Origin of the sequence: Sphingomonas sp. ABOLH (assembly GCF_003951715.1) — a bacterium.
GTDB classification, from domain to species: Bacteria; Pseudomonadota; Alphaproteobacteria; order Sphingomonadales; family Sphingomonadaceae; genus Sphingomonas; species Sphingomonas hankookensis_A.
The window spans coordinates 13,059-31,702 of the sequence record NZ_QQWV01000043.1; the positions used below are offsets into that span (position 1 = coordinate 13,059).

The window sequence follows — 18,644 nt, forward strand, 5'->3', positions numbered from 1 at the left end:
AGAGAACCATGGATTACGGACTGGGCGGCGCGCTGGCACTGGTGACGGGCGCGGATAGCGGCATCGGGCGCGAGACGGCGCGGATGTTGTTGCAGGAAGGCGCGCGGGTCGCGATCAGCGATCAGGATGCGGACTCGCTGGAGCAGGTGCGCGCCGAACTGGCCGAGCATGGCGAGGTCGTGGCGGTCGCCGCCGACGTGACCGACCTGTCGAGCGTCAAGGCGCTGTTCGAGCAGGTCCGCGGCGAGTTGGGCGATCCGATGATCCTCGTCCATGCCGCGGGCGTGACCGGCGCGACGGGCGATTTCCTGGAGGTGGACGACGCCGGGTGGCAGTCGACGCTGGACATCAACCTGATGGGGGCGGTGCGGGTGACGCGCGAGGCTATCCCGGCGATGCGCAAGGGTGGCGGCGGCCGGATCGTGCTGATCGCGTCGGAGGATGCGGTGCAGCCCTATGTCGACGAACTGGCGTACTGCGCATCGAAGGCCGGGGTGCTGAACCTGGCTAAGGGGCTGTCGAAGGCCTATGGCTGCGACAATGTGCTGGTGAACAGCGTATCGCCCGCGTTCATCGCGACGCCGATGACCGATGCGATGATGGACAAGCGGGCCGAGGAACAGGGCACCGACCGCGACGGCGCGATCAAGAGCTTCCTGAAGGAAGAACGCCCCGGCATGACGCTGGGTCGGCGCGGCAAGGCGGAAGAGGTCGCGGCGGCGATCCTGTTCCTGGTGTCGAAGCCGGCGAGCTTCGTGAACGGCGCGAATTTGCGAGTGGATTCGGGGTCGGTAATGACGATGGCGGGGTGATGTTCCTGGCAAGTACGCAGCGTATTCCCGCGTAGGCGGGAATCCAGAGTTACGGGCGGGGCGTTCATGGCTCTGGACCCCCGCCTTCGCGGGGGTACGGTTGGTGTGTGGGGGCGCCGGTCACCTGTTCGTTACCCGGGTCAAGCCCGGGGTGACGTAGGGCGGTCAGACCAGCACCTTCTCCGGCTTGGTCACCGCTTCCAGCGGCGTGTTCGCATCGATCTCCATCAACGGCTTGAGCAGGCCGTCGCGGAGGTCGTAGACCCAGCCATGGAGTTCGAGCGGCTGGCCGCTGGCGAATGCCTTTTGCACCACGTCGGTGCGGGCCAGCTGGACGAGCTGGTCATGGACGTTCAGTTCGACCAGGCGGTTGGCGCGCTGATCCTCGGGCAGGGCGTCCAGTTCGTCGCGGTGGTTGTCGACAACATTGCGTGCGATCGCCAGCCAGTCATGGACATGGCCGTCGACTCCGCCTTCCAATGCAGCCTGGATCCCGCCACATGCATAATGGCCGCAAACGATGATATGGCCGACCTTCAGCACCTCGACCGCGAACTGCACCACCGACATCAGGTTCTGGTCGCCCGGATCGATCAGATTGGCGATGTTGCGGTGGATGAACATGCCGCCCGGTTCGGTATTGGTCAGCTGGTCCGGCGCGACGCGGCTGTCGGAACAGCCGATCCACAGGAATTCCGGCTGCTGCCCGACGATCTGCCTCGTGAAATAGTCGGGATTTTCCTCCAGCCGTTCGGCGGCCCATGCCTTGTTGGCGAGTAGCAGGTGCTTGTATTCCCTCATGCGTAGGCGACCTCCTTGCGCGGGGCCTTGATCTGCGGCGCGGTCTTGTCGCCGATGTCGCCGCGCACCAGCACATTGATGTTGCGGTACTGCGCGTTCTTGATGAAGCCGTTGATGATGTCGATATTGTCGAGGTCGACATAGCTGGTCGCCGACAGGTCGATCACCACCGTGCAGTCGTCGGGCACCTTTTCCAGTTCCTTGGTCAGTTCGACTTTGTGGATGAAGTACAGGTTGCGCTTGGCGCGTACCATGCAGCTGGCGCCGGGGCCTTCGCCGTCCTGCACGAACGTCACCGCCGGGCGGAAATTGCGGGCGATGACGAAGATGAAGCCGACGACCAGCCCGATCACGATGCCCTTCAGAAGGTCGGTGAACAGGATCGCGGCGATGGTGACGACGAACGGCACGAACTGGGTCATGCCCTGTTTCCAGCGTTTGGTGAACAGCTCTGGCTTGGTCAATTTATAGCCGGTCTGGATCAGCACCGCGGCCAGTGCCGACAGCGGGATCAGGTTGAGCAGCGTCGGGACCAGCAGGACACTCAGCAACAGCCAGGTGCCGTGCAGAATCGTCGACATCTTCGACGCGGCATTGGCGTCGACATTCGCCGACGAGCGCACGATGACCGAGGTCACCGGCAGGCCGCCGATCAGGCCCGAAATGATGTTTCCGCCGCCCTGCGCCAGCAGTTCGTGGTTCTTGTCGGTCACGCGGCGCTTGGGGTCGAGTTCGTCGACCGCCTTCACCGACAGCAGCGATTCGAGGCTGGCGACGATGGCGAGGGTGACGGCGACGGTCCACACGGTCGCATTGCCGATCTGGCCGAAATCGGGAAGGCTGAACAGCTTGACGAAGCCGCCCAGGCCATCGGCGATCGGCACGCTGACCAGATGGGTCGGCTTGACCTGGATCGACGGGGCGACCGCGCCGAACAGCGCGTTCATGAGCACCGATCCGACGACCACGACCAGCGGACCCGGCACGAAGCGCAGCGGGCCGTCCTTGGGCTTGTTCTTGTCCCACCAGAACAGGAACGCGATGCTGATCGCCGCAATGATCGTCGCGCCCCAGATGACCTGTTCGCGCAGCACGAACAGGATGGTGTTGAAGGTATTCAGGCCATCGCCCTGGCGGAAGGCGAAGTCGCCGCCCGGATCGCCGTCATAGCCGATGGCGTGCGGCACCTGCTTGAGGATCAGGATCAGGCCGATCGCCGCCAGCATGCCGGTGATGACCGACGAGGGCACGAATTCGCCCAGCACGCCCGAGCGCGAGAAGGACAGCAGGATCTGCATGCAGCCCGCGAGGAACACGGCGAGCAGGAACGCTTCGAAGCTCGGCAGCTTGGTGATCGCGTCGAGCACGATCACGGTCAGCCCGGCGGCAGGGCCGCTGACCGACAGCGGCGACTTGCTGAGCGAACCGACGACGATGCCGCCGACGATCCCGGCGATCAGCCCGGAAAAGAGCGGCGCGCCCGAGGCGAGCGCGACGCCGAGGCACAGCGGCAGCGCGACCAGCGCGACGACGATCGAGGCGGGCAGATCCTGCCGCAGATTGGCGATCAGAGAGGGTTGCGACGACATGGCGATCGATTGCCTTTAAAACAGGGTGCGCCGGACGTGCTTGGGGGAAGCACGCCCGGCGCGGAACCCACGGCCGGCGGAACGGGGGAGGGAAGATTCGCCCCGCCAACCCGCAGGAACTGGTTATTCGGCGGCTTCTGCCGTCACGAAATCCGCAGCAAGGCGCTTGGCGGCGGGCAGCGCCACCGGCAACGGGCGATCCGCATTGATCGGCGCGAACCGACCGGTTTCGCCGTCCAGCGCGAGGATCGTGCCCGCATGGATGTCGACGAACCAGCCGTGCAGCGTCAACTCGCCCTTGGCGATGCGCGACGCGACCGCCGGATGGGTGCGCAGGTGCGAAATCTGGACCACGACGTTTTCGAGGCTGGCGGCACGGACCGCAGCGGCATCGTCGAGGTCGGGATAGCTGTTTTCGACTACCGAATGGGCGGCATGGCTGTGGCGCAGCCACGCGGCGACGCTGGGCAGGCCGTCGAGCGTGTCCGGCTTCATCAGTGCGCCCATCGCGCCGCAGCCCGAATGGCCCGACACGATGATGTCGGTGACGCCGAGCACCGCGACCGCATATTCGACGGTCGAGGTCGTGCCGCCATTCTGCTGGGTGAAGGGGGGGACGATGTTGCCGGCATTGCGGATGACGAAGACGTCGCCCGGCTTCGCCTGCAGGATATGTTCGGGAACGACCCGCGAATCCGAACAGGAGATCATCAGGACCTTGGGGCTTTGCCCGTCGGTCGCCAGCTTCGAATAGAGGTCGGCATCGCTGCCGAACACATCCTTTTCGAAGCCGAACACGCGGCCGATCACGTCGTTCATCGTCGTTCCCTCCAAACCGTTTCAGCAGCTTAGGGGCCACCGGTTCAAGGATCGGGTATAGACGACGCAATCTTGCTGCGTTCGGCGGCTGTGTAACGAATTATTGCCGGGGCGCGAACGGTGCGGGCAGGACGATCGCCGCGCACAGCCCGCCGCTGTCGCGATTGCGCAGCTCCAGCCGACCGCCCTCCGCCTCCGCCGCGCGCTGGACGATCGACAGGCCGAGGCCGAAGCCCACCGTGTCGCGCTTGCGCGCGGTGTCGAGCCGGACGAACGGTTCGAGGACGTCGGCCAGCGATTCGTCGGGAATGCCCGGGCCGTCATCCTCGACCCGGATCACCGTCGCGCCATCCTCTAACGCGAGGGTCAGCGTGACGCTGCCGCCATAATGGATCGCATTCTCGACCAGGTTGACGACGGCGCGGCGGAAATTCGACCGGCGTACCGCGCGTTCGAAATGGTCGGGGCCGACATAGGTCGCGTCATGGCCATGGTCGGCGGCATCGTCGACGATGCTGGCGCACAGCACCGCAATGTCGACCAACACGGCGCGTTCGGGTTCGCTCTCCCCGCCCAGAAAGGCGAGCAGCGAGGTGACCATCGCCTCCATCTCTGCCAGGTCGTTCTGCACCGTGTCGCGCAGGTCGCGGTCGGGAATGGCATCGGTGCGCAGGCGCAGGCGGGCGAGCGGGGTGCGCAGGTCGTGGCCGACGGCGGCGAGCGCGCGGGTGCGCTCGTCGATCAGCCGGTGGATGCGCGCCTGCAACCCGTTGAATGCGACGACGAGGCGGCGGACCTCGCTCGGCCCCGCTTCCTCGATGGTCGGCAGGGTCGATCCGCCACCCGGGCCGAACCGGTCGACCGCATCGGCCAGCTGGCGCATCGGGCGCAGCGTCCGGCGGATCAGCAACCCGCCGACCACCATCAGCGCGATGGCCGGGATGAGCGCCAGCAGGATGCGGCCCAGGGCGAGGTCGAACGCGCGCAACGGTTCGAGGGTGCGGAAATAGAGCCAGCTGCCATCCTCCAGCTGGAGTGCGCCGCTGACCACCGATCGCCGCCCCTGGCCGATCAGGGTCAGGTGGAGGCCGGTGGGCGCGAGGCTCGGTTCCCAGGCGAGTACCTGCTGCTCCATCTCGCGCAGCTCGGTGCCGCTGGCCGGCAGTTCGGGCGCGGTCGCGCGCCATTGCACGGCATAGCGTTCGGTGGTCAGCTCGGTCGCCATGCCGGCGCGCTGGTCGACCGGGCGTTCCTCGACGATGCGGGTGGCGATGACGAGGTGCTCCGCCAGGCGGCGCGCCTCGTCATCGCGCACCGAAAACTGGCTGGCGCGTTCGTACAGCAGGACCGACACGCCGAATTCGAGGACGATGGTCAGCAGCAAGATCGCGACGATCCGGCCGATCAGCCCGACCGGCAAAGCCGTGAAACGCTTCAACGGCGTTCCACCGGCACGTTCAGCATATAGCCGACGCCGCGCACGGTGACGATCGGCGGGGTGCCGCCCGCGGTCGACAGCTTGCGACGCAGGCGGCTGATGAGCACGTCGATGCTGCGGTCCGAACTGTCGCCCAGCCGGGTGCGGGACAGCTCGATCAGCCGTTCGCGGGCGATGACGCGCTGGGCATGGTCGAGCAGCACGACCAGCAGGTCGAATTCGGCACCGGTCAGGTCGACCTGCGCGCCGGTCGGCGAAGTCAGTTCGCGGCGCGGCACGTTCGCGGTCCAGCCTTCGAAGCTGTAGATGCCTTCCTCGCGCTGCGCCGCCTGGGCGTTCAGCTCGCCCCGGCGCAGCACGGCGCGGACGCGGGCGATCAGCTCGCGCGTGCCGAACGGCTTGGGCAGGTAATCGTCGGCGCCGAGTTCGAGGCCGATGACGCGATCGACCTCGCTGCCCTTGGCCGATACGAAGATGATCGGCACGCTGCTGTTCTGGCGGATCTGGCGACACAGGTCGATGCCGCTGGTGCCGGGCAGCATGATGTCGAGCAGGATCAGGTCGACCGGCCCCTGTTCCAGCGCCAGCCACATTTCGGGCGCAGCCGAACAAGTGCGGACATGATAGCCATTTTCCTGCAACGCGCGGGCGGTCAGTGTGCGCAGGGCGGGATCGTCCTCGACGACGATGATCGAAGGGGCGGTCATGGGGTCAGGCTCTCCATCGCGTTCTTGTCGTGGCCTATCGGCTCGGATCGTCATTCCCGCGGAGGCGGGAATCCATAGACGCAGCGGTTATGGTTCGATCCACGACCTTGGCGTGTATGGATCCCCGCCTGCGCGGGGATGACGAGGTTTGACTGGCGGAATTCGTTCACTTCCTCCGCTATGTCCATCGGAGCGGGCAATCCGTCAATTCACCTCGCGCCCGATCGGATACAGCAGAAACCGTTCGTCATAATAGGGCGTGCGGGCATAGAACCATTGCAGCCGCGCGGTCGGATCGGCGGCGAAGGCCGGGTCGGCGGCGATCTTCGCATCGAATTCCGCCTTCAGCTTCGGGTCGTTCGCCAGCATTCGGTCGGCGAGCGGCGCGATGGCATAGCCCTCGATATATTCGGTCCGTTGCAGCATGCCGGGTGCGAGGTTCCATGCGAGCACGCCATCCTCGCTTTCGGGTTCGAGCAGGAAGGCGGCGAGGAGGCCCAGCGGCTGGTCGGCGGGCACGCGGACCGACCCGGCAGGCATGGTCTCGCGGCGGCGTTCATGGACGATCGTCGCCTCCAGCGGGATATGGCCTTCATTGGCGCGGCCGAGCTTCGGGTCGGTCGCGCGCGCCATGTCGAGGTCGAGCGTGCGCGGTGCCGCGATCGGTTCGATGGCGATGCCGTGCAGCTTCAGCAGGTCGATGACATGCGGCAGGGTGGCGGGCACCCACCACGCGCGGGGCAGCGTAACCGTTTTGTCGGGGTTGCTGCCATAGACCGGCATCTTGAAGGTGACGGGTTTGGGCAGCCAGCGCAGTTCGTCGCGGCCCGAGGCGGGCGAGCGATAGGTGTCGTGCGCCAGGCCGAGGAAATCGACGCTGTAGATCGGCTCGGGCGTCTGCTTCCACGACGTCGTGACGGTTGCCGGTCGGGCGGCGCGGTCGGCATCGATCGCGGCGCGCAGTTCGCCGGCGCGCTCGCCCGCCAGCCGCAGCGATTCCTCGACGAAGACATAGGTGCCGAGCACCCGCTGGCGATAGGGCTTGAGCGAGTGCGTCTCGACCAGCACCGTCGGGATATGCGCGACATCGCCGTAACCGGTCGAGAAACGCGGCGTGTCGACGTCCTGCGTCATGCCCTTTTCCGGCTCGCGATTGTCGAGCGTGCTGACATAATAGCCCGGAATATGGCCTTTGCGCTTGAGCGCCGCGTCCATCGCCGGGCGCAGCCGCGTGTCGAGGAACCGCCCGATCGCCGCCGACCGCGCATAATAGCCCCGCCAGCCGGAAAAGGCGTAGGTCACGTCATAGCGGTGGTCGATGCCGTCGGTGACATGCAGGTCGAGATACAGGATCGGATCGACCCGGCGGATCAGGCCGATCATCGCCTGCGTCTCCGGCGCATCGGCCTTCAGATAGTCGCGGTTGAGGTTCAGGTTCTGCGCGGTGGTGCGCCAGCCCATGTCCTTGGGCCCGCGCTGGTTCGGGCGGTTGAACGGTGAGGAGCGTTCATGGCCGTCGACATTGTAGATGGGGACGAACACCAGATCGACCTTGTCGAGCAGCCGGTCCTTGCCGCGCAGCGCGATGTCGCGCAGCAGCATCAGGCCGGCATCCTTGCCCTCGATCTCGCCGGAATGGATGCCCGCCTGTACCAGCACGACCGGTTTCGGTGTCGCGGGGCCGCCGACCACCGGCTTGTGCGCGCGGACGGCATAGAGGTCGCGCCCCTGCGGGCTTTTGCCGAAGGTTTCGATCGAGAGCAGCGGAGAAGCGGCGACGAGCTTGTCGATCCACGCGCGGGTTGCGGCATAGTCCGGCGTGGTGACGAACCCGCTTGCCTCCGCCGGGGTGATCCACGGATCGGCGGGCTTCGCGACCAGCTTTTCGCTCGCACCGTGCCACGGGCGGACCGGAGGCAGGGGCGCTTCGAGCGGCGTCTGGGCGGTGGCGGTCGAGGCGAGGAGCGCGGCGGCGAGGATCAGGATACGCATGCACGCGATGGTAGCGGATGTTACCGGTGATGCCAGTGGCTCGCTTGGCCGGCCGACTTTATCCATTGCCGATCCGGAACGATCGGTTCCGTGACAAGTTGTTGCTCGATCAATATTCCCATATGGAGCCATGGCGATCGCCCCGGCGTATGAATTCAAGCCGCACGAGCGGCCGTTCCTGCCCGGATCTCCCGCGACGCCCGATCATCCGTTCGGGCGGCGCGTCGGCTATTTCGCGACCGGCATCCTGCTGGGGGTGACCGGGGGGTTCAGCAACGGGCTGCTGATCGCGAACCTGCCGCAGATCCAGGGATCGCTCGGCCTGACGCCGGTCGAGGGCGGCTGGCTAACCGCCGTGTCGTCGATGACCAGCGTGTGCATGTCGATGCTGCTGATCAAGTTCCGCCAGCAATTCGGGATGCAGCGCTTTACGCGGGTGTTCCTGGCCGCGTTCCTGATCCTCAATATCCTCCAGCTGGTCGTGCACAGCTATGGCGTGCAGCTGGTGGTGCGTGGCGCATCGGGGATCGTCGCCAGTGCGCTGACGACCCTGTGCTTCCTCTACATCATGCAGGCGCTGCCCGCCGCCGCGCGGCTTTCGGGGATGATCATGGGGTTCGGCGCGTCGTAGGTGGCGCTGCCGCTGGCGCGCACGCTGTCGCCGCTGCTGCTGGCCGATGGGCGGATCGAGGCGCTGTTCTGGTTCGAACTGGGGCTGACGCTGATGTGCCTCGGCGCGGTCGCGCTGCTGCGGCTGCCGCCGTCGGAGCGGACGCCGGCGTTCGAGAAGATCGATTTCCTGACCTTCGCGCTGCTGGCACCGGGTGTCGCGTTGCTGTGCGCGGTGCTGGTGCAGGGACGGATCCAGTGGTGGTCGACGCCGTGGCTGGGCTATGCGCTGGCCGCCGCCATCCCGCTGATCGGGGGGGCGCTGCTGATCGAGCATAACCGCGCCAACCCGCTGCTCAACACCCGCTGGATGCTGGGGCGCAACATCATCCGGTTCGCGATCGTGGCGGCAAGCTTGCGCATCCTCCTGTCCGAACAGACGTTCGGCACGGTCGGGCTGCTGACCGTGGTCGGCATGGGCAACGACCAGCTGGTGACATTGAGCCTCGTCATGACGCTGGCGTCGATCGCCGGGGTCGTGGTCAGCCTCAAGATGCTGAACATGCAGGATTTGTACAAGCCGGTGGTGATCGCCGTCGCGCTGATCGGCCTTGGCGCGTGGCTGGATTCGGATTCGACCAACCTGACCCGCCCGTCGAGCCTGTATGTCAGCCAGGGGATCATCGCCTTTGCCGCGCTCTATTTCCTGGGGCCAATGATCATGATCGGCGTGTTTCGCGCGCTGGCGCGGGGGCCCAGCCATATCATCAGCTTCTCGGCGATCTTCAGCATTTCGCAGACGATGGGCGGCCTCGCCGGCACCGCGCTGCTAGGCTCCTTCCAGATCGTGCGCGAGAAATATCATGCCTTCGAACTGACCCAGACGCTGACGGCGACCGACCCGCAGGTGGTGCAGCGTATCCAGCAGCTGGGCGGTGCCTATGCCCGCGTGCTCGGCGACTCGGCGCTGCGCCAGGCGTCGGGTGCCGGGCTGCTCGGGCAGCAGGTGACGCGCGAGGCGAACATCCTTGCCTATAACGACGTGTTCCTTGGCGTCGCGATGCTGTCGGCGGCGATGGTCGTGTGGCTGGGGGCGCTGTGGCTGCGCTTCCGCGTGAAGGGCGTGAACCCGCTCGCCGGCGATCTCGCCGCCGTACAGCAGATGCGACAGAAACAGATGTCATGACCGATACCCAACTTTCCACAGAAGAAGCAGAACGGCTGGCCGATCCGGTCGAGGTGCCGCAGGAACCGACCAAGGCGCGCGGCTGGGCACCGCCGCGCGGCAGTCTCAAATCCACGCTCGGCTTCGTCGCGCTGCTGCTCGGCGGGGTGGCGCTGGCCCTCTATGCCTGGGGGCTGTGGCCGTTCGGCAGTGCGATCCAGGCGACCGACAATGCCTATGTCCGTGGGCAGACGACGATCATCGCGCCGCAGGTCAACGGCTATGTGACGGAGGTGCTGGTTCGCGATTTTCAGGACGTGAAGGGCGGGCAGGTGCTCGCCCGGATCGACGACCGCATCTATCGCCAGCGGGTCGACCAGGCGCGGGCGCAGCTGGCGGCGCAACAGGCCAACCTCGCCAATTCGCAGCAGAGCGAGCGGTCGAGCGAGGCGAGCCTGGGTGGACAGGACGCGGCGGTGCAGAATGCGCGGGCGCAGCTGGCACGCGCGCAGGCCGACATGGCGCGGGTCAACGATCTGGTGCGCGAAGGATCGGTGTCGCTGCGCGAACGCGATCAGACGCTCGCCGCCCTGCGCGCCGCCGAGGCGGGGGTCGCGCAGGCGCAGGCGCAGCGCAGCGTCGCACAGGAACAGGTGCGGACCGTCACGGTCGGGCGCGGCGGGCTGTCGGCGGCGGTCGAGAATGCGAAGGCGGCGGTGCGACTGGCCGAGATCGATCTGGCCAATACCGTCATCCGCGCGCCGCAGGACGGGCGGCTGGGTGAGGTCGGCGTCCGGCTGGGCCAATATGTGACGGCGGGCACCCAGATGATGTTCCTGGTCCCGCCGACCGTGTGGGTGACCGCCAATTTCAAGGAAGCGCAGACCGCGCGCATCGCACCGGGACAGCCGGCGACGATCCGCGTCGACGCGCTGGACCGCGCCGAGCTGCACGGTCGGGTCGAGCGGATCGCCCCGGCTGCGGCCAATGAGTTCGCGGTGATCCGCGCCGACAACGCCACCGGCAATTTCGTGAAGGTGGCGCAGCGTATTCCGGTGCGCATCGCGATCGACCGCAACGATCCGCTGTTCCAGCGGCTGCGGCCCGGCATGTCGGTCGAGGCGCGGGTCGATACGCGCGGCGGCACGTCGCCGGCGGCGCGATGAAACGGGCTGCGCTCCTAGGGTTGGCGCTGCTGGGCGCCTGTACCCCGGCCAAGCGGCCGCGACCCGAGGCGGCCAGCGTCACGCCGCCGGCCGCGTGGCGCACGACGCTGCCCGGTACGGCGACCGTAGCGGCGAACTGGTGGGAGGCGTTCGGCGATCCCGAACTGACGCGGCTGGTAACGGCGGCGCTCGCCAACAATCCCGACATCGCCGTTGCGGTGGCGCGGGTGGCGGAAGCGCGGGCGGCCGAGCGGGTGGCGCGCGCGGCGCGCTTTCCGACGCTCGACGCCGGCGTCGGGCTGATCGAACAGCGCGCGCTCAATGCGTTCGGCTCGGCGACGACGGGCACCTCGCTGCAACCTGTGTTCCAGTCGGCCTATGAGGTCGACCTGTTCGGCCGGGTCAAGCGCACCATCGATGCCGCGCGACTGACCGGCGATGCCGCTGCCGCTGCCGCCGATACCGCGCGGCTGTCCGTCGCCGCCGCCACCGCCAGCGGGTATGTCACGTTGCGCGGGCTGGATGCGCGGATCGCAACGGTGCGGGCGACGATCGCGTCGCGTGGCGAGGCGCTGCGCATCGCCCGGTCGCGGGCGGAAGCGGGCTATACCTCGCAGCTCGAACTGCGGCAGGCGGAGGCGGAATATGCCGCCGTGACCCAGACCCTGCCGCAGCTGGAGCTTCTCGCGCGGCGGCAGGAAAATGCGCTGTCGCTGCTGACCGGCACCCCGCCGCGCACCATCGCGCGCGGACGGCCGCTGGAGGCGCTGGTGCCGCCTCCGATCCCCGCCGGTCTGCCGTCCGACCTGCTGCGCCGCCGGCCGGATATCGCGCAGGCAGAGGCGTCGCTGGCGGCAAGCGACGCATCGTTGGCGGCGGCGCGCGCGCAGTTCCTGCCGCAGCTGCGCCTGACCGGATCGACCGGCGAGGTGTTGTCGAGCGCCTTGCCCAATCCGGTCGGCATCTGGTCGATCGGGGCGAGCGTGCTGGCGCCGCTGTTCCGGGGCGGGCAGCTGCGCGGCAATTACGATGCGGCGACCGCGCGGCGCGATCAGGCGGCCTTCACCTATCAGCGCAGCGTGCTGACCGCGTTTCGCGAGGTCGAGGATGCGCTGGCGGCGGTCGACCGGCTGGCTGCACAGCGACGCGCGCTGGAAACGCAGCGGACCGCGACGGCGGAGGCGCTGCGCCATGCCACCAATCGCTATCGCGCCGGGTACAGCCCGTATCTGGAGCAGCTGGATGCCCAGCGCGCCTTGTTCAGCGCCGAATTGACGCTGGAGCAGACGCGCGCCGACCAGTTGAACGCGCTGGTGGCGCTGTATCAGGCGATGGGCGGGGGCTGGGGCGGATGATCCGGGTCGCGACCCCGGCGGACATCCCCGCGCTGCACGCGCTGGTCGAATCGGCGTTTCGTGGCGACAGCGCGCGGGGCGGCTGGACGCACGAGGCCGACCTATTGGACGGCCAGCGTACCGATCCGGCTGCGCTGGCCGATGCGATCGCCGATCCCGACCGCACCATCCTGATCGCGCTGGACGGCGATGCACTGATCGGCTGCGTCGAGGCGAAGCGTGCCGGAATGGGACGCTCGGCGCTCGGCATGTTGTCGGTCCGGCCCGACCGGCAGGCGACGGGACTCGGGCGGCGGCTGGTCGCGGCGGCGGAGGCCTATGCCCGCACGGAACACGGCGCGACGCGGATGGAGATGACGGTCATCGCCTCGCGGGGCGAACTGATCGCCTGGTATGAGCGGCTGGGCTATGCGCGGACCGGAGAAACCCGGCCTTTTCCGATGGATGACCCGCGGTTCGGGCTGCCGCGTATGGCCTTGTCGTTCGTCGTGCTCGACCGGAACATCGGGTGACCTGCCCGGATGCGACAAGCCCCGCCCGGTGGTCCGGACGGGGCCTGCGACGGCTGCGCAAGGGAGTGCGCTCCGTAACTCTACTTCGGCGTCACGAATCCGCAACGGCTGTTTTCGAAGATCGGGTCCGGCTCCGGTCCGATCAGCACGTCGATATAGGCGTCGAGAACGCCGATCAGGCGGCGAAAGGTCGCGGCTTCTTCGAAATCCGGGTCGCCGATCCGGCGATACAGGACCCCGGCGCTCATCGTCAGGATCATGTCGCACAGCCGGCTGCGCGCTTCCGCCTGCGACTCGTCGGGCGCCAGCGCTTCCAGCACGCGCATCAGCGCCGCCGACACGCTACGGTTGATCGTGTGCGCGATGGTGCGGATCCGGTCGTTGCGCGCCGCCTCCGCCATGATCTCCGCGAACAGCGGATCGGGTTCGCCGTCGCTGCCGCAACGCAGGAACTCGCGCAGCCATTCCCGGAGCGCGGGAACGTCGCGATGCTCGATCGCGCGGGTCATGTCCTGATCGTTCAGGAAGACCGCCAGATCGCTCTCGACAATTTCCGCAACGATCGCCTCCTTGTCAGCGAAGTCGCGGTAGATCTGCCCGACCTTGATTCCCGACTCGGCGGCCAGCTGGGCGACGCCGGTGCCGTGGAAACCCTGTTCGGCGAACAGTCGCCGGGCCACGCTGACCAGTTTTTCGCGACGTGCCGCCGCCCGGCTGGCGCGACATGCCTCTCCGCACTGCAACAAATTCACTTGTGGTTCACCTGTACCCTCTTGCCACAATCGCAATCGCGGCGTACCCGCCGCAAAGTGTGAGTGATCGATCACTCACGTTCAGCACATCCGTCGAGGACGTTCATGAAAAATCGCATGGCCCCACTGGCACTGGCGCTCATCCTTTCGGCTTGCGGCGGCGGCGGCGAGTCGCAGCAGCAGGGCGCGCCGCAGGGGCCACCCCAGGTCGGGTTCGTGACCGTCCAGCAGCAGCCGGTGACGCTGACCACCGAACTGCCCGGTCGGACCGCGCCCTATGAGACGTCCGACGTCCGGCCGCAGGTCAACGGGCTGATCCTCGCCCGCCTGTTCCAGGAAGGCGATTATGTGCGCCAGGGCCAGCCGCTCTATCGCATCGATCCCGCGCCCTATCAGGCGGCGGTCGCTAGCGCGCGGGCCGCGCTGTCGCGGGCGCAGGCGTCGATCGCCTCGACCCGCAACCTCGCGCGGCGCTATGGCGAACTGGTCAAGATCAACGCGATCAGCCGGCAGGAATATGAGAATGCGGTGAGCGGCGCGCAGCAGGCCGAGGCCGATATCGCCGCCCAGCGCGCCGCACTGCAACAGGCGCAGATCGACCTGTCGCGCACCACCATCCGCGCGCCGATTTCCGGCCGGATCGGGCGGTCGGTATCGACCACCGGCGCGCTGGTATCGGCCGCGCAGACCGAAGCGCTGACCACGATCCAGCGGCTCGACCCGATCTATGTCGATATCCAGCAGTCGAGCGCCGACCTGTTGAAGCTGCGCCAGCAGATCATGGACGGCGACCTGTCGCGCGGCACCGGCGCGGCGCGCGTACGGCTGAAGCTGGAGGATGGCAGCACCTATCCGATGGAAGGTACGCTGAAGTTCACCGACGTCACCGTCGATCCGGCGACCGGCACGCAGGCGATCCGCGCGGTCTTTTCCAACCCGCGCGGGCTGCTGCTGCCGGGCATGTATGTCCGTGCCGAACTGGTCGAGGGGACGAAGGCCAACGGCATCCTCGTGCCGCAGCGTGCGGTGACGCGCGATCCGAAGGGGGCGGCGACCGTCCTCGTCATCGGTGCCGATGGCAAGCTGGCGCCGCGTCCGCTCCAGACGCAGCGCACCGTGGGCGACCAGTGGCTGGTTACCGGCGGCCTGCAACCGGGCGACAAGGTCGTGATCGAAGGTGCGCAGATGCTCCAGCCCGGCACCCCGGTGAAGGGCTATCCGTGGAAGCCCCAGCCCGAGGGGCAGGCACCGCAGGGTGCCGCCCCGGCGGGCGGGCCCCAGGCACAGGCGAAGTAAAGAGCCATGTCCCGCTATTTCATCGACCGGCCCATCTTCGCATGGGTCATCGCCATCGTCATGATGCTGGCCGGCGCGATCGCGATCCGCAGCCTGCCGATCGCCCAGTTCCCGGAAATCGCGCCGCCCGCCGTCGCGATCACCGCCACCTATCCGGGTGCGGATGCCGAGACGCTGGAGCGCACGACGACCCAGATCATCGAGCAGCAGCTCAAGGGCATCGATAACCTGCGCTACTTCTCGTCCTCGTCCTCCTCGGCGGGGACGGTGACGATCACGCTGACGTTCGAACAGGGCACCGATCCCGACATTGCGCAGGTGCAGGTGCAGAACAAGCTGCAGGCGGCGACCCCGCTGCTGCCGCAGGAGGTCCAGCGCCAGGGGATTCAGGTCACCAAGTCCGCCGCCAGCTTCCTGCTGGTCGTCGGCCTCGTGTCGACCGACGGGTCGCACAGCAACAACGACCTGTCCGACATGGTCGTGTCGCAGTTCCAGGACCCGATCAGCCGCGTGAGCGGGGTCGGCGAGTTGCAGGTGTTCGGCGCGCAATATGCGATGCGCATCTGGCTCGATCCGATCAAGCTCAACAGCTACCAGCTGACCGTCGCCGACGTGACGTCGGCGGTGCAGTCGCAGAACGCCCAGGTTTCGGCCGGCCAGATCGGCGCGCAGCCGGCGCCCAAGGAGCAGATGCTCAACGCCACGGTCAGCGTGCAGTCGCGGCTCCAGACGCCCGAGCAGTTCGCCAATATCCGCCTGAAGACCAACGCCGACGGCGCGGTCGTCCGGCTGGGCGATGTCGCGCGGGTCGAGCTGGGTGCCGAGAATTACGGCTTCGACGTGCAGTATAACGGCAAGCCCGCCTCGGGCTTCGGCGTGCGCCTTGCCGCCGGTGCCAATGCACTCGACACGGTCGAACTGGTCAAGCAGCGCGCCGAGGAAATCGGTCGCGGCCTGCCGGGCGACGTCAAGGTCATCTACCCGTACGACACGACCCCGTTCGTCCGCCTGTCGGTCGAACAGGTCATCCACACGCTGATCGAGGCGGTGGTGCTCGTCTTCCTCGTCATGTTCCTGTTCCTGCAGAACTGGCGGGCGACGATCATCCCGACCATCGCGGTGCCGGTGGTGCTGCTCGGCACCTTCGCGGTGATGGCGGTCGCCGGGTTCACGATCAACACGCTGACCCTGTTCGGCATGGTGCTGGCGATCGGCCTGCTGGTCGACGACGCGATCGTCGTCGTCGAAAACGTCGAACGCCTGATCCAGACCGAGGGGCTGTCGCCAAAGGAAGCCGCGCGCAAGTCGATGGACGAGATCACCGGCGCGCTGGTGGGTATCGGCCTCGTCCTGTCGGCGGTGTTCCTGCCGATGGCGTTCTTCGGCGGGTCGACCGGCGTGATCTATCGCCAGTTCTCGATCACGATCGTCTCGGCGATGGTGCTCTCGGTGCTGGTTGCGCTGATCCTGACGCCGGCACTCTGCGCCACGATCCTGAAACCGCACGACCCGCACAAGCATGAGCAGGGCAACGGCCCGCTCGCGCGCTTCTTCCGCTGGTTCAACGACCGGTTCGAACGCAGCCAGCATAAGTACGAGAACGGCGTCCGGCGCACCACGCGCAGCTGGAAGCGGTCGATGCTGGTCTACCTGCTGATCGTGCTGGGCATGGTGTTCGTGTTCACGCGCCTGCCCTCGGGCTTCCTGCCCGACGAGGATCAGGGGACGGTGCTGGCGCTGGTCCAGGGTCCGGCCGGCGCGACGAGCAGCCGTACTGACAAGGGGCTGACGCTGGTGCGCGACCATTTCCTGAAGCAGGAAAGCGGCAATGTCGCCGGTGTGTTCGCCATCAACGGTTTCAGCTTCGCGGGGCAGGGGCAGAATGCCGGTCTGGTGTTCGTCAACCTGAAGCCATGGGAGGAGCGCAGCGGCGCCGAGAACAAGGCGCAGGCGATCGTCGGCCGCGCGATGGGCACATTCGCCGGGTATAAGGACGGGCTGATCTTTGCGCTGGTCCCGCCCGCGGTGCAGGAGCTGGGCAACGCCACCGGCTTCGACGTGCAGCTGGTCGATACCGGCGGCATCGGCCATGAACGGCTGGTGCAGGCGCGCAACATGATGCTGGGCATGGCGGCGCAGGACCCGCGCGTGGCACAGGTCCGTCCGCTCAGCCTGGAGGATGCGCCGCAGCTCAAGGTCAAGATCGACGAGGACAAGGCGCGCGCGCTCGGGCTCGACCTCGCCGACGTCAACTCGACCATCGCGACCGCATGGGGCGGCGGGTACATCAACGACTTCATCGATCGCGGTCGCGTGAAGCGCGTCTATGTCCAGGCCGATGCGCCCTATCGCCTCGCGCCGGAGGATGTCGGCGACCTGTATGTCCGCAACGCCACCGGACAGATGGTGCCGTTCACCGCCTTCTCGACGCTGGAATGGGCCAATGCTCCGGTGTCGCTGACCCGCTATAACGGGCAGTCGGCGATGCAGCTGCAGGGATCGCCCGGACCGGGGCTGAGCACCGGTGCGGCGATGGAGGCGATGGAGGAAATCCATGCCAAGCTGCCGCCGGGCACCGCGCTGGAATGGACCGGGCTGTCGTTCGAGGAACGGTTGTCGGGCGGCCAGGCACCGGCGCTGTACGGCCTGTCGCTGCTGATCGTGTTCCTGTGCCTGGCGGCGCTGTACGAAAGCTGGTCGGTGCCGATCTCGGTGCTGCTGGTCGTGCCGCTGGGCATCCTGGGCGCGCTGCTGGCGGCGTGGCTGACGGGGCTGAACAACGACATCTACCTCCAAGTCGGGCTGATCACCACGATCGGCGTGTCGGCGAAGAACGCGATCCTGATCGTGGAATTTGCCGAGGAGCGGATGGCCGACGGCCTGAATGCGGTCGATGCGGCGGTCGAGGCGGCGCGGCTGCGGTTGCGCCCGATCCTGATGACGTCGCTGGCGTTCGTCTTCGGCGTGTTGCCGCTGGCGATCAGCACCGGTGCCGGTGCCGGTGGCCAGAACGCGATCGGCCGCGCGGTGGTCGGCGGCATGTTGTCGGCGACGGTCCTCGCGATCTTCTTCGTACCGATGTTCTTCGTCGTCGTGCTGCGCCTGTTCGGGCACGGCGGCAAGGACACTCCGTCCGCCAACCGGCCGTCCGCGAACGACGACGTCGAACCCGATGGCGGCAACCGGTCCTCCGATGGCGGCGAACCCGCGCCGCAGGGGGCATGACCATGAGCAAAGTGATGACGCTGCGTAGTCTGACCCTCCTTGTCGCCACCACCGCACTGGCGGGATGCAACCTTGCGCCCAAGAATGTCCGGCCGGAGGGGGCGATCCCGCTGACGCTGCCGCAGGGCGGGCCGTACCCGGTGCTGGGCGCCGAACAGGCCGATGTGACCCGGATCGGCTATCGCGACTTCTTCCTCGATCCGCGGTTGCAGGCGGTGATCGCGACGGCGCTGGAGAATAATCGCGATTACCGCGTGACGGCGGCCAACGTGCTCGCCGCCCGCGCCCAGTACCGCGTGACCCGCGCCAGCCAGGTGCCGACGACGGCGGCCAATGGCGGCGTCACCTACACCAACAACCCGTTCGGCGCGCTGGGCGGTGCCGGCGGGGCAGGGGGCGCCGGCAC

16 protein-coding genes are annotated in these 18,644 nt (G+C 67.5%); 9 read left to right on the forward strand and 7 right to left on the reverse strand.

What is annotated here, in order from left to right; translation table 11 throughout:
- Positions 1-8: 8 nt before the first annotated feature.
- Positions 9-812 carry an SDR family oxidoreductase gene (locus CA237_RS16000; RefSeq protein WP_126014771.1) on the forward strand — a complete coding sequence of 268 codons (804 nt, stop codon included), beginning with the start codon at positions 9-11 and terminating at the stop codon, positions 810-812.
- A 165-nt stretch (positions 813-977) separates the two neighbouring features.
- Here the strand turns inward: CA237_RS16000 and CA237_RS16005 are convergent, their stop codons facing one another.
- From CA237_RS16005 to CA237_RS16030, 6 genes are all read right to left on the reverse strand, one after another.
- A complete protein-coding gene (locus CA237_RS16005) occupies positions 978-1,613 on the reverse strand; it encodes a carbonic anhydrase (RefSeq protein ID WP_126014773.1) in 636 nt (211 codons plus the stop codon).
- On the reverse strand, positions 1,610-3,202 hold the full coding sequence (locus CA237_RS16010; protein ID WP_126014775.1) for a SulP family inorganic anion transporter: 1,593 nt from the start codon (positions 3,200-3,202) through the stop codon (positions 1,610-1,612). Before CA237_RS16010 ends, CA237_RS16005 begins: the two co-directional genes overlap by 4 nt.
- 123 nt (positions 3,203-3,325) lie before the next feature.
- Complete coding sequence (locus CA237_RS16015; RefSeq protein WP_126014777.1) at positions 3,326-4,021, reverse strand: carbonic anhydrase; 696 nt, start codon at positions 4,019-4,021, stop codon at positions 3,326-3,328.
- Positions 4,022-4,121: 100 nt separating this feature from the next.
- Positions 4,122-5,459 (reverse strand): ATP-binding protein, encoded by a 1,338-nt coding sequence (locus CA237_RS16020; RefSeq protein WP_126014779.1) that lies wholly within the window; start codon positions 5,457-5,459, stop codon positions 4,122-4,124.
- Entirely contained in the window at positions 5,456-6,166 is a 711-nt protein-coding gene (locus tag CA237_RS16025; protein WP_126014781.1) for a response regulator transcription factor, read from the reverse strand. Before CA237_RS16025 ends, CA237_RS16020 begins: the two co-directional genes overlap by 4 nt.
- Positions 6,167-6,370: 204 nt before the next feature.
- Positions 6,371-8,158: a M14 family metallopeptidase gene (locus tag CA237_RS16030; protein ID WP_126014783.1), complete on the reverse strand. Its 1,788-nt coding sequence runs from the start codon at positions 8,156-8,158 to the stop codon at positions 6,371-6,373.
- Between the two features lie 130 nt (positions 8,159-8,288).
- Here CA237_RS16030 and CA237_RS20075 point away from each other — a divergent pair, with 130 nt between their 5' ends.
- From CA237_RS20075 to CA237_RS16050, 5 genes are read left to right on the forward strand one after another with little or no spacing between them, the layout of a single operon-like run.
- Positions 8,289-8,789, forward strand: coding sequence for a hypothetical protein (locus CA237_RS20075; protein ID WP_241215520.1), 501 nt, complete (start codon positions 8,289-8,291; stop codon positions 8,787-8,789).
- On the forward strand, positions 8,790-9,953 hold the full coding sequence (locus tag CA237_RS16035) for a hypothetical protein (protein WP_241215521.1): 1,164 nt from the start codon (positions 8,790-8,792) through the stop codon (positions 9,951-9,953).
- Positions 9,950-11,098, forward strand: a complete 1,149-nt coding sequence (locus CA237_RS16040) for an HlyD family secretion protein (RefSeq protein WP_126014785.1) — start codon at positions 9,950-9,952, stop codon at positions 11,096-11,098. Before CA237_RS16035 ends, CA237_RS16040 begins: the two co-directional genes overlap by 4 nt.
- Positions 11,095-12,453 (forward strand): efflux transporter outer membrane subunit, encoded by a 1,359-nt coding sequence (locus CA237_RS16045; protein ID WP_126014787.1) that lies wholly within the window; start codon positions 11,095-11,097, stop codon positions 12,451-12,453. The genes CA237_RS16040 and CA237_RS16045 overlap by 4 nt, the downstream gene beginning before the upstream one ends.
- Complete coding sequence (locus tag CA237_RS16050) at positions 12,450-12,965, forward strand: GNAT family N-acetyltransferase (protein WP_126014789.1); 516 nt, start codon at positions 12,450-12,452, stop codon at positions 12,963-12,965. The genes CA237_RS16045 and CA237_RS16050 overlap by 4 nt, the downstream gene beginning before the upstream one ends.
- An 80-nt stretch (positions 12,966-13,045) precedes the next feature.
- Here the strand turns inward: CA237_RS16050 and CA237_RS16055 are convergent, their stop codons facing one another.
- Positions 13,046-13,717, reverse strand: a complete 672-nt coding sequence (locus CA237_RS16055) for a TetR/AcrR family transcriptional regulator (RefSeq protein ID WP_164523902.1) — start codon at positions 13,715-13,717, stop codon at positions 13,046-13,048.
- Positions 13,718-13,822: 105 nt separating this feature from the next.
- Between CA237_RS16055 and CA237_RS16060 the strand changes: the two genes are divergently transcribed.
- The 3 genes from CA237_RS16060 to CA237_RS16070 form a co-directional block, all read left to right on the forward strand.
- A complete protein-coding gene (locus CA237_RS16060; protein ID WP_164523903.1) occupies positions 13,823-15,013 on the forward strand; it encodes an efflux RND transporter periplasmic adaptor subunit in 1,191 nt (396 codons plus the stop codon).
- A gap of 6 nt (positions 15,014-15,019) precedes the next feature.
- On the forward strand, positions 15,020-18,238 hold the full coding sequence (locus tag CA237_RS16065) for an efflux RND transporter permease subunit (RefSeq protein WP_126014793.1): 3,219 nt from the start codon (positions 15,020-15,022) through the stop codon (positions 18,236-18,238).
- 2 nt (positions 18,239-18,240) lie between these two features.
- A partial coding sequence (locus CA237_RS16070) for a TolC family protein (protein ID WP_164523904.1) occupies positions 18,241-18,644 on the forward strand: 404 nt, incomplete at its 3' end.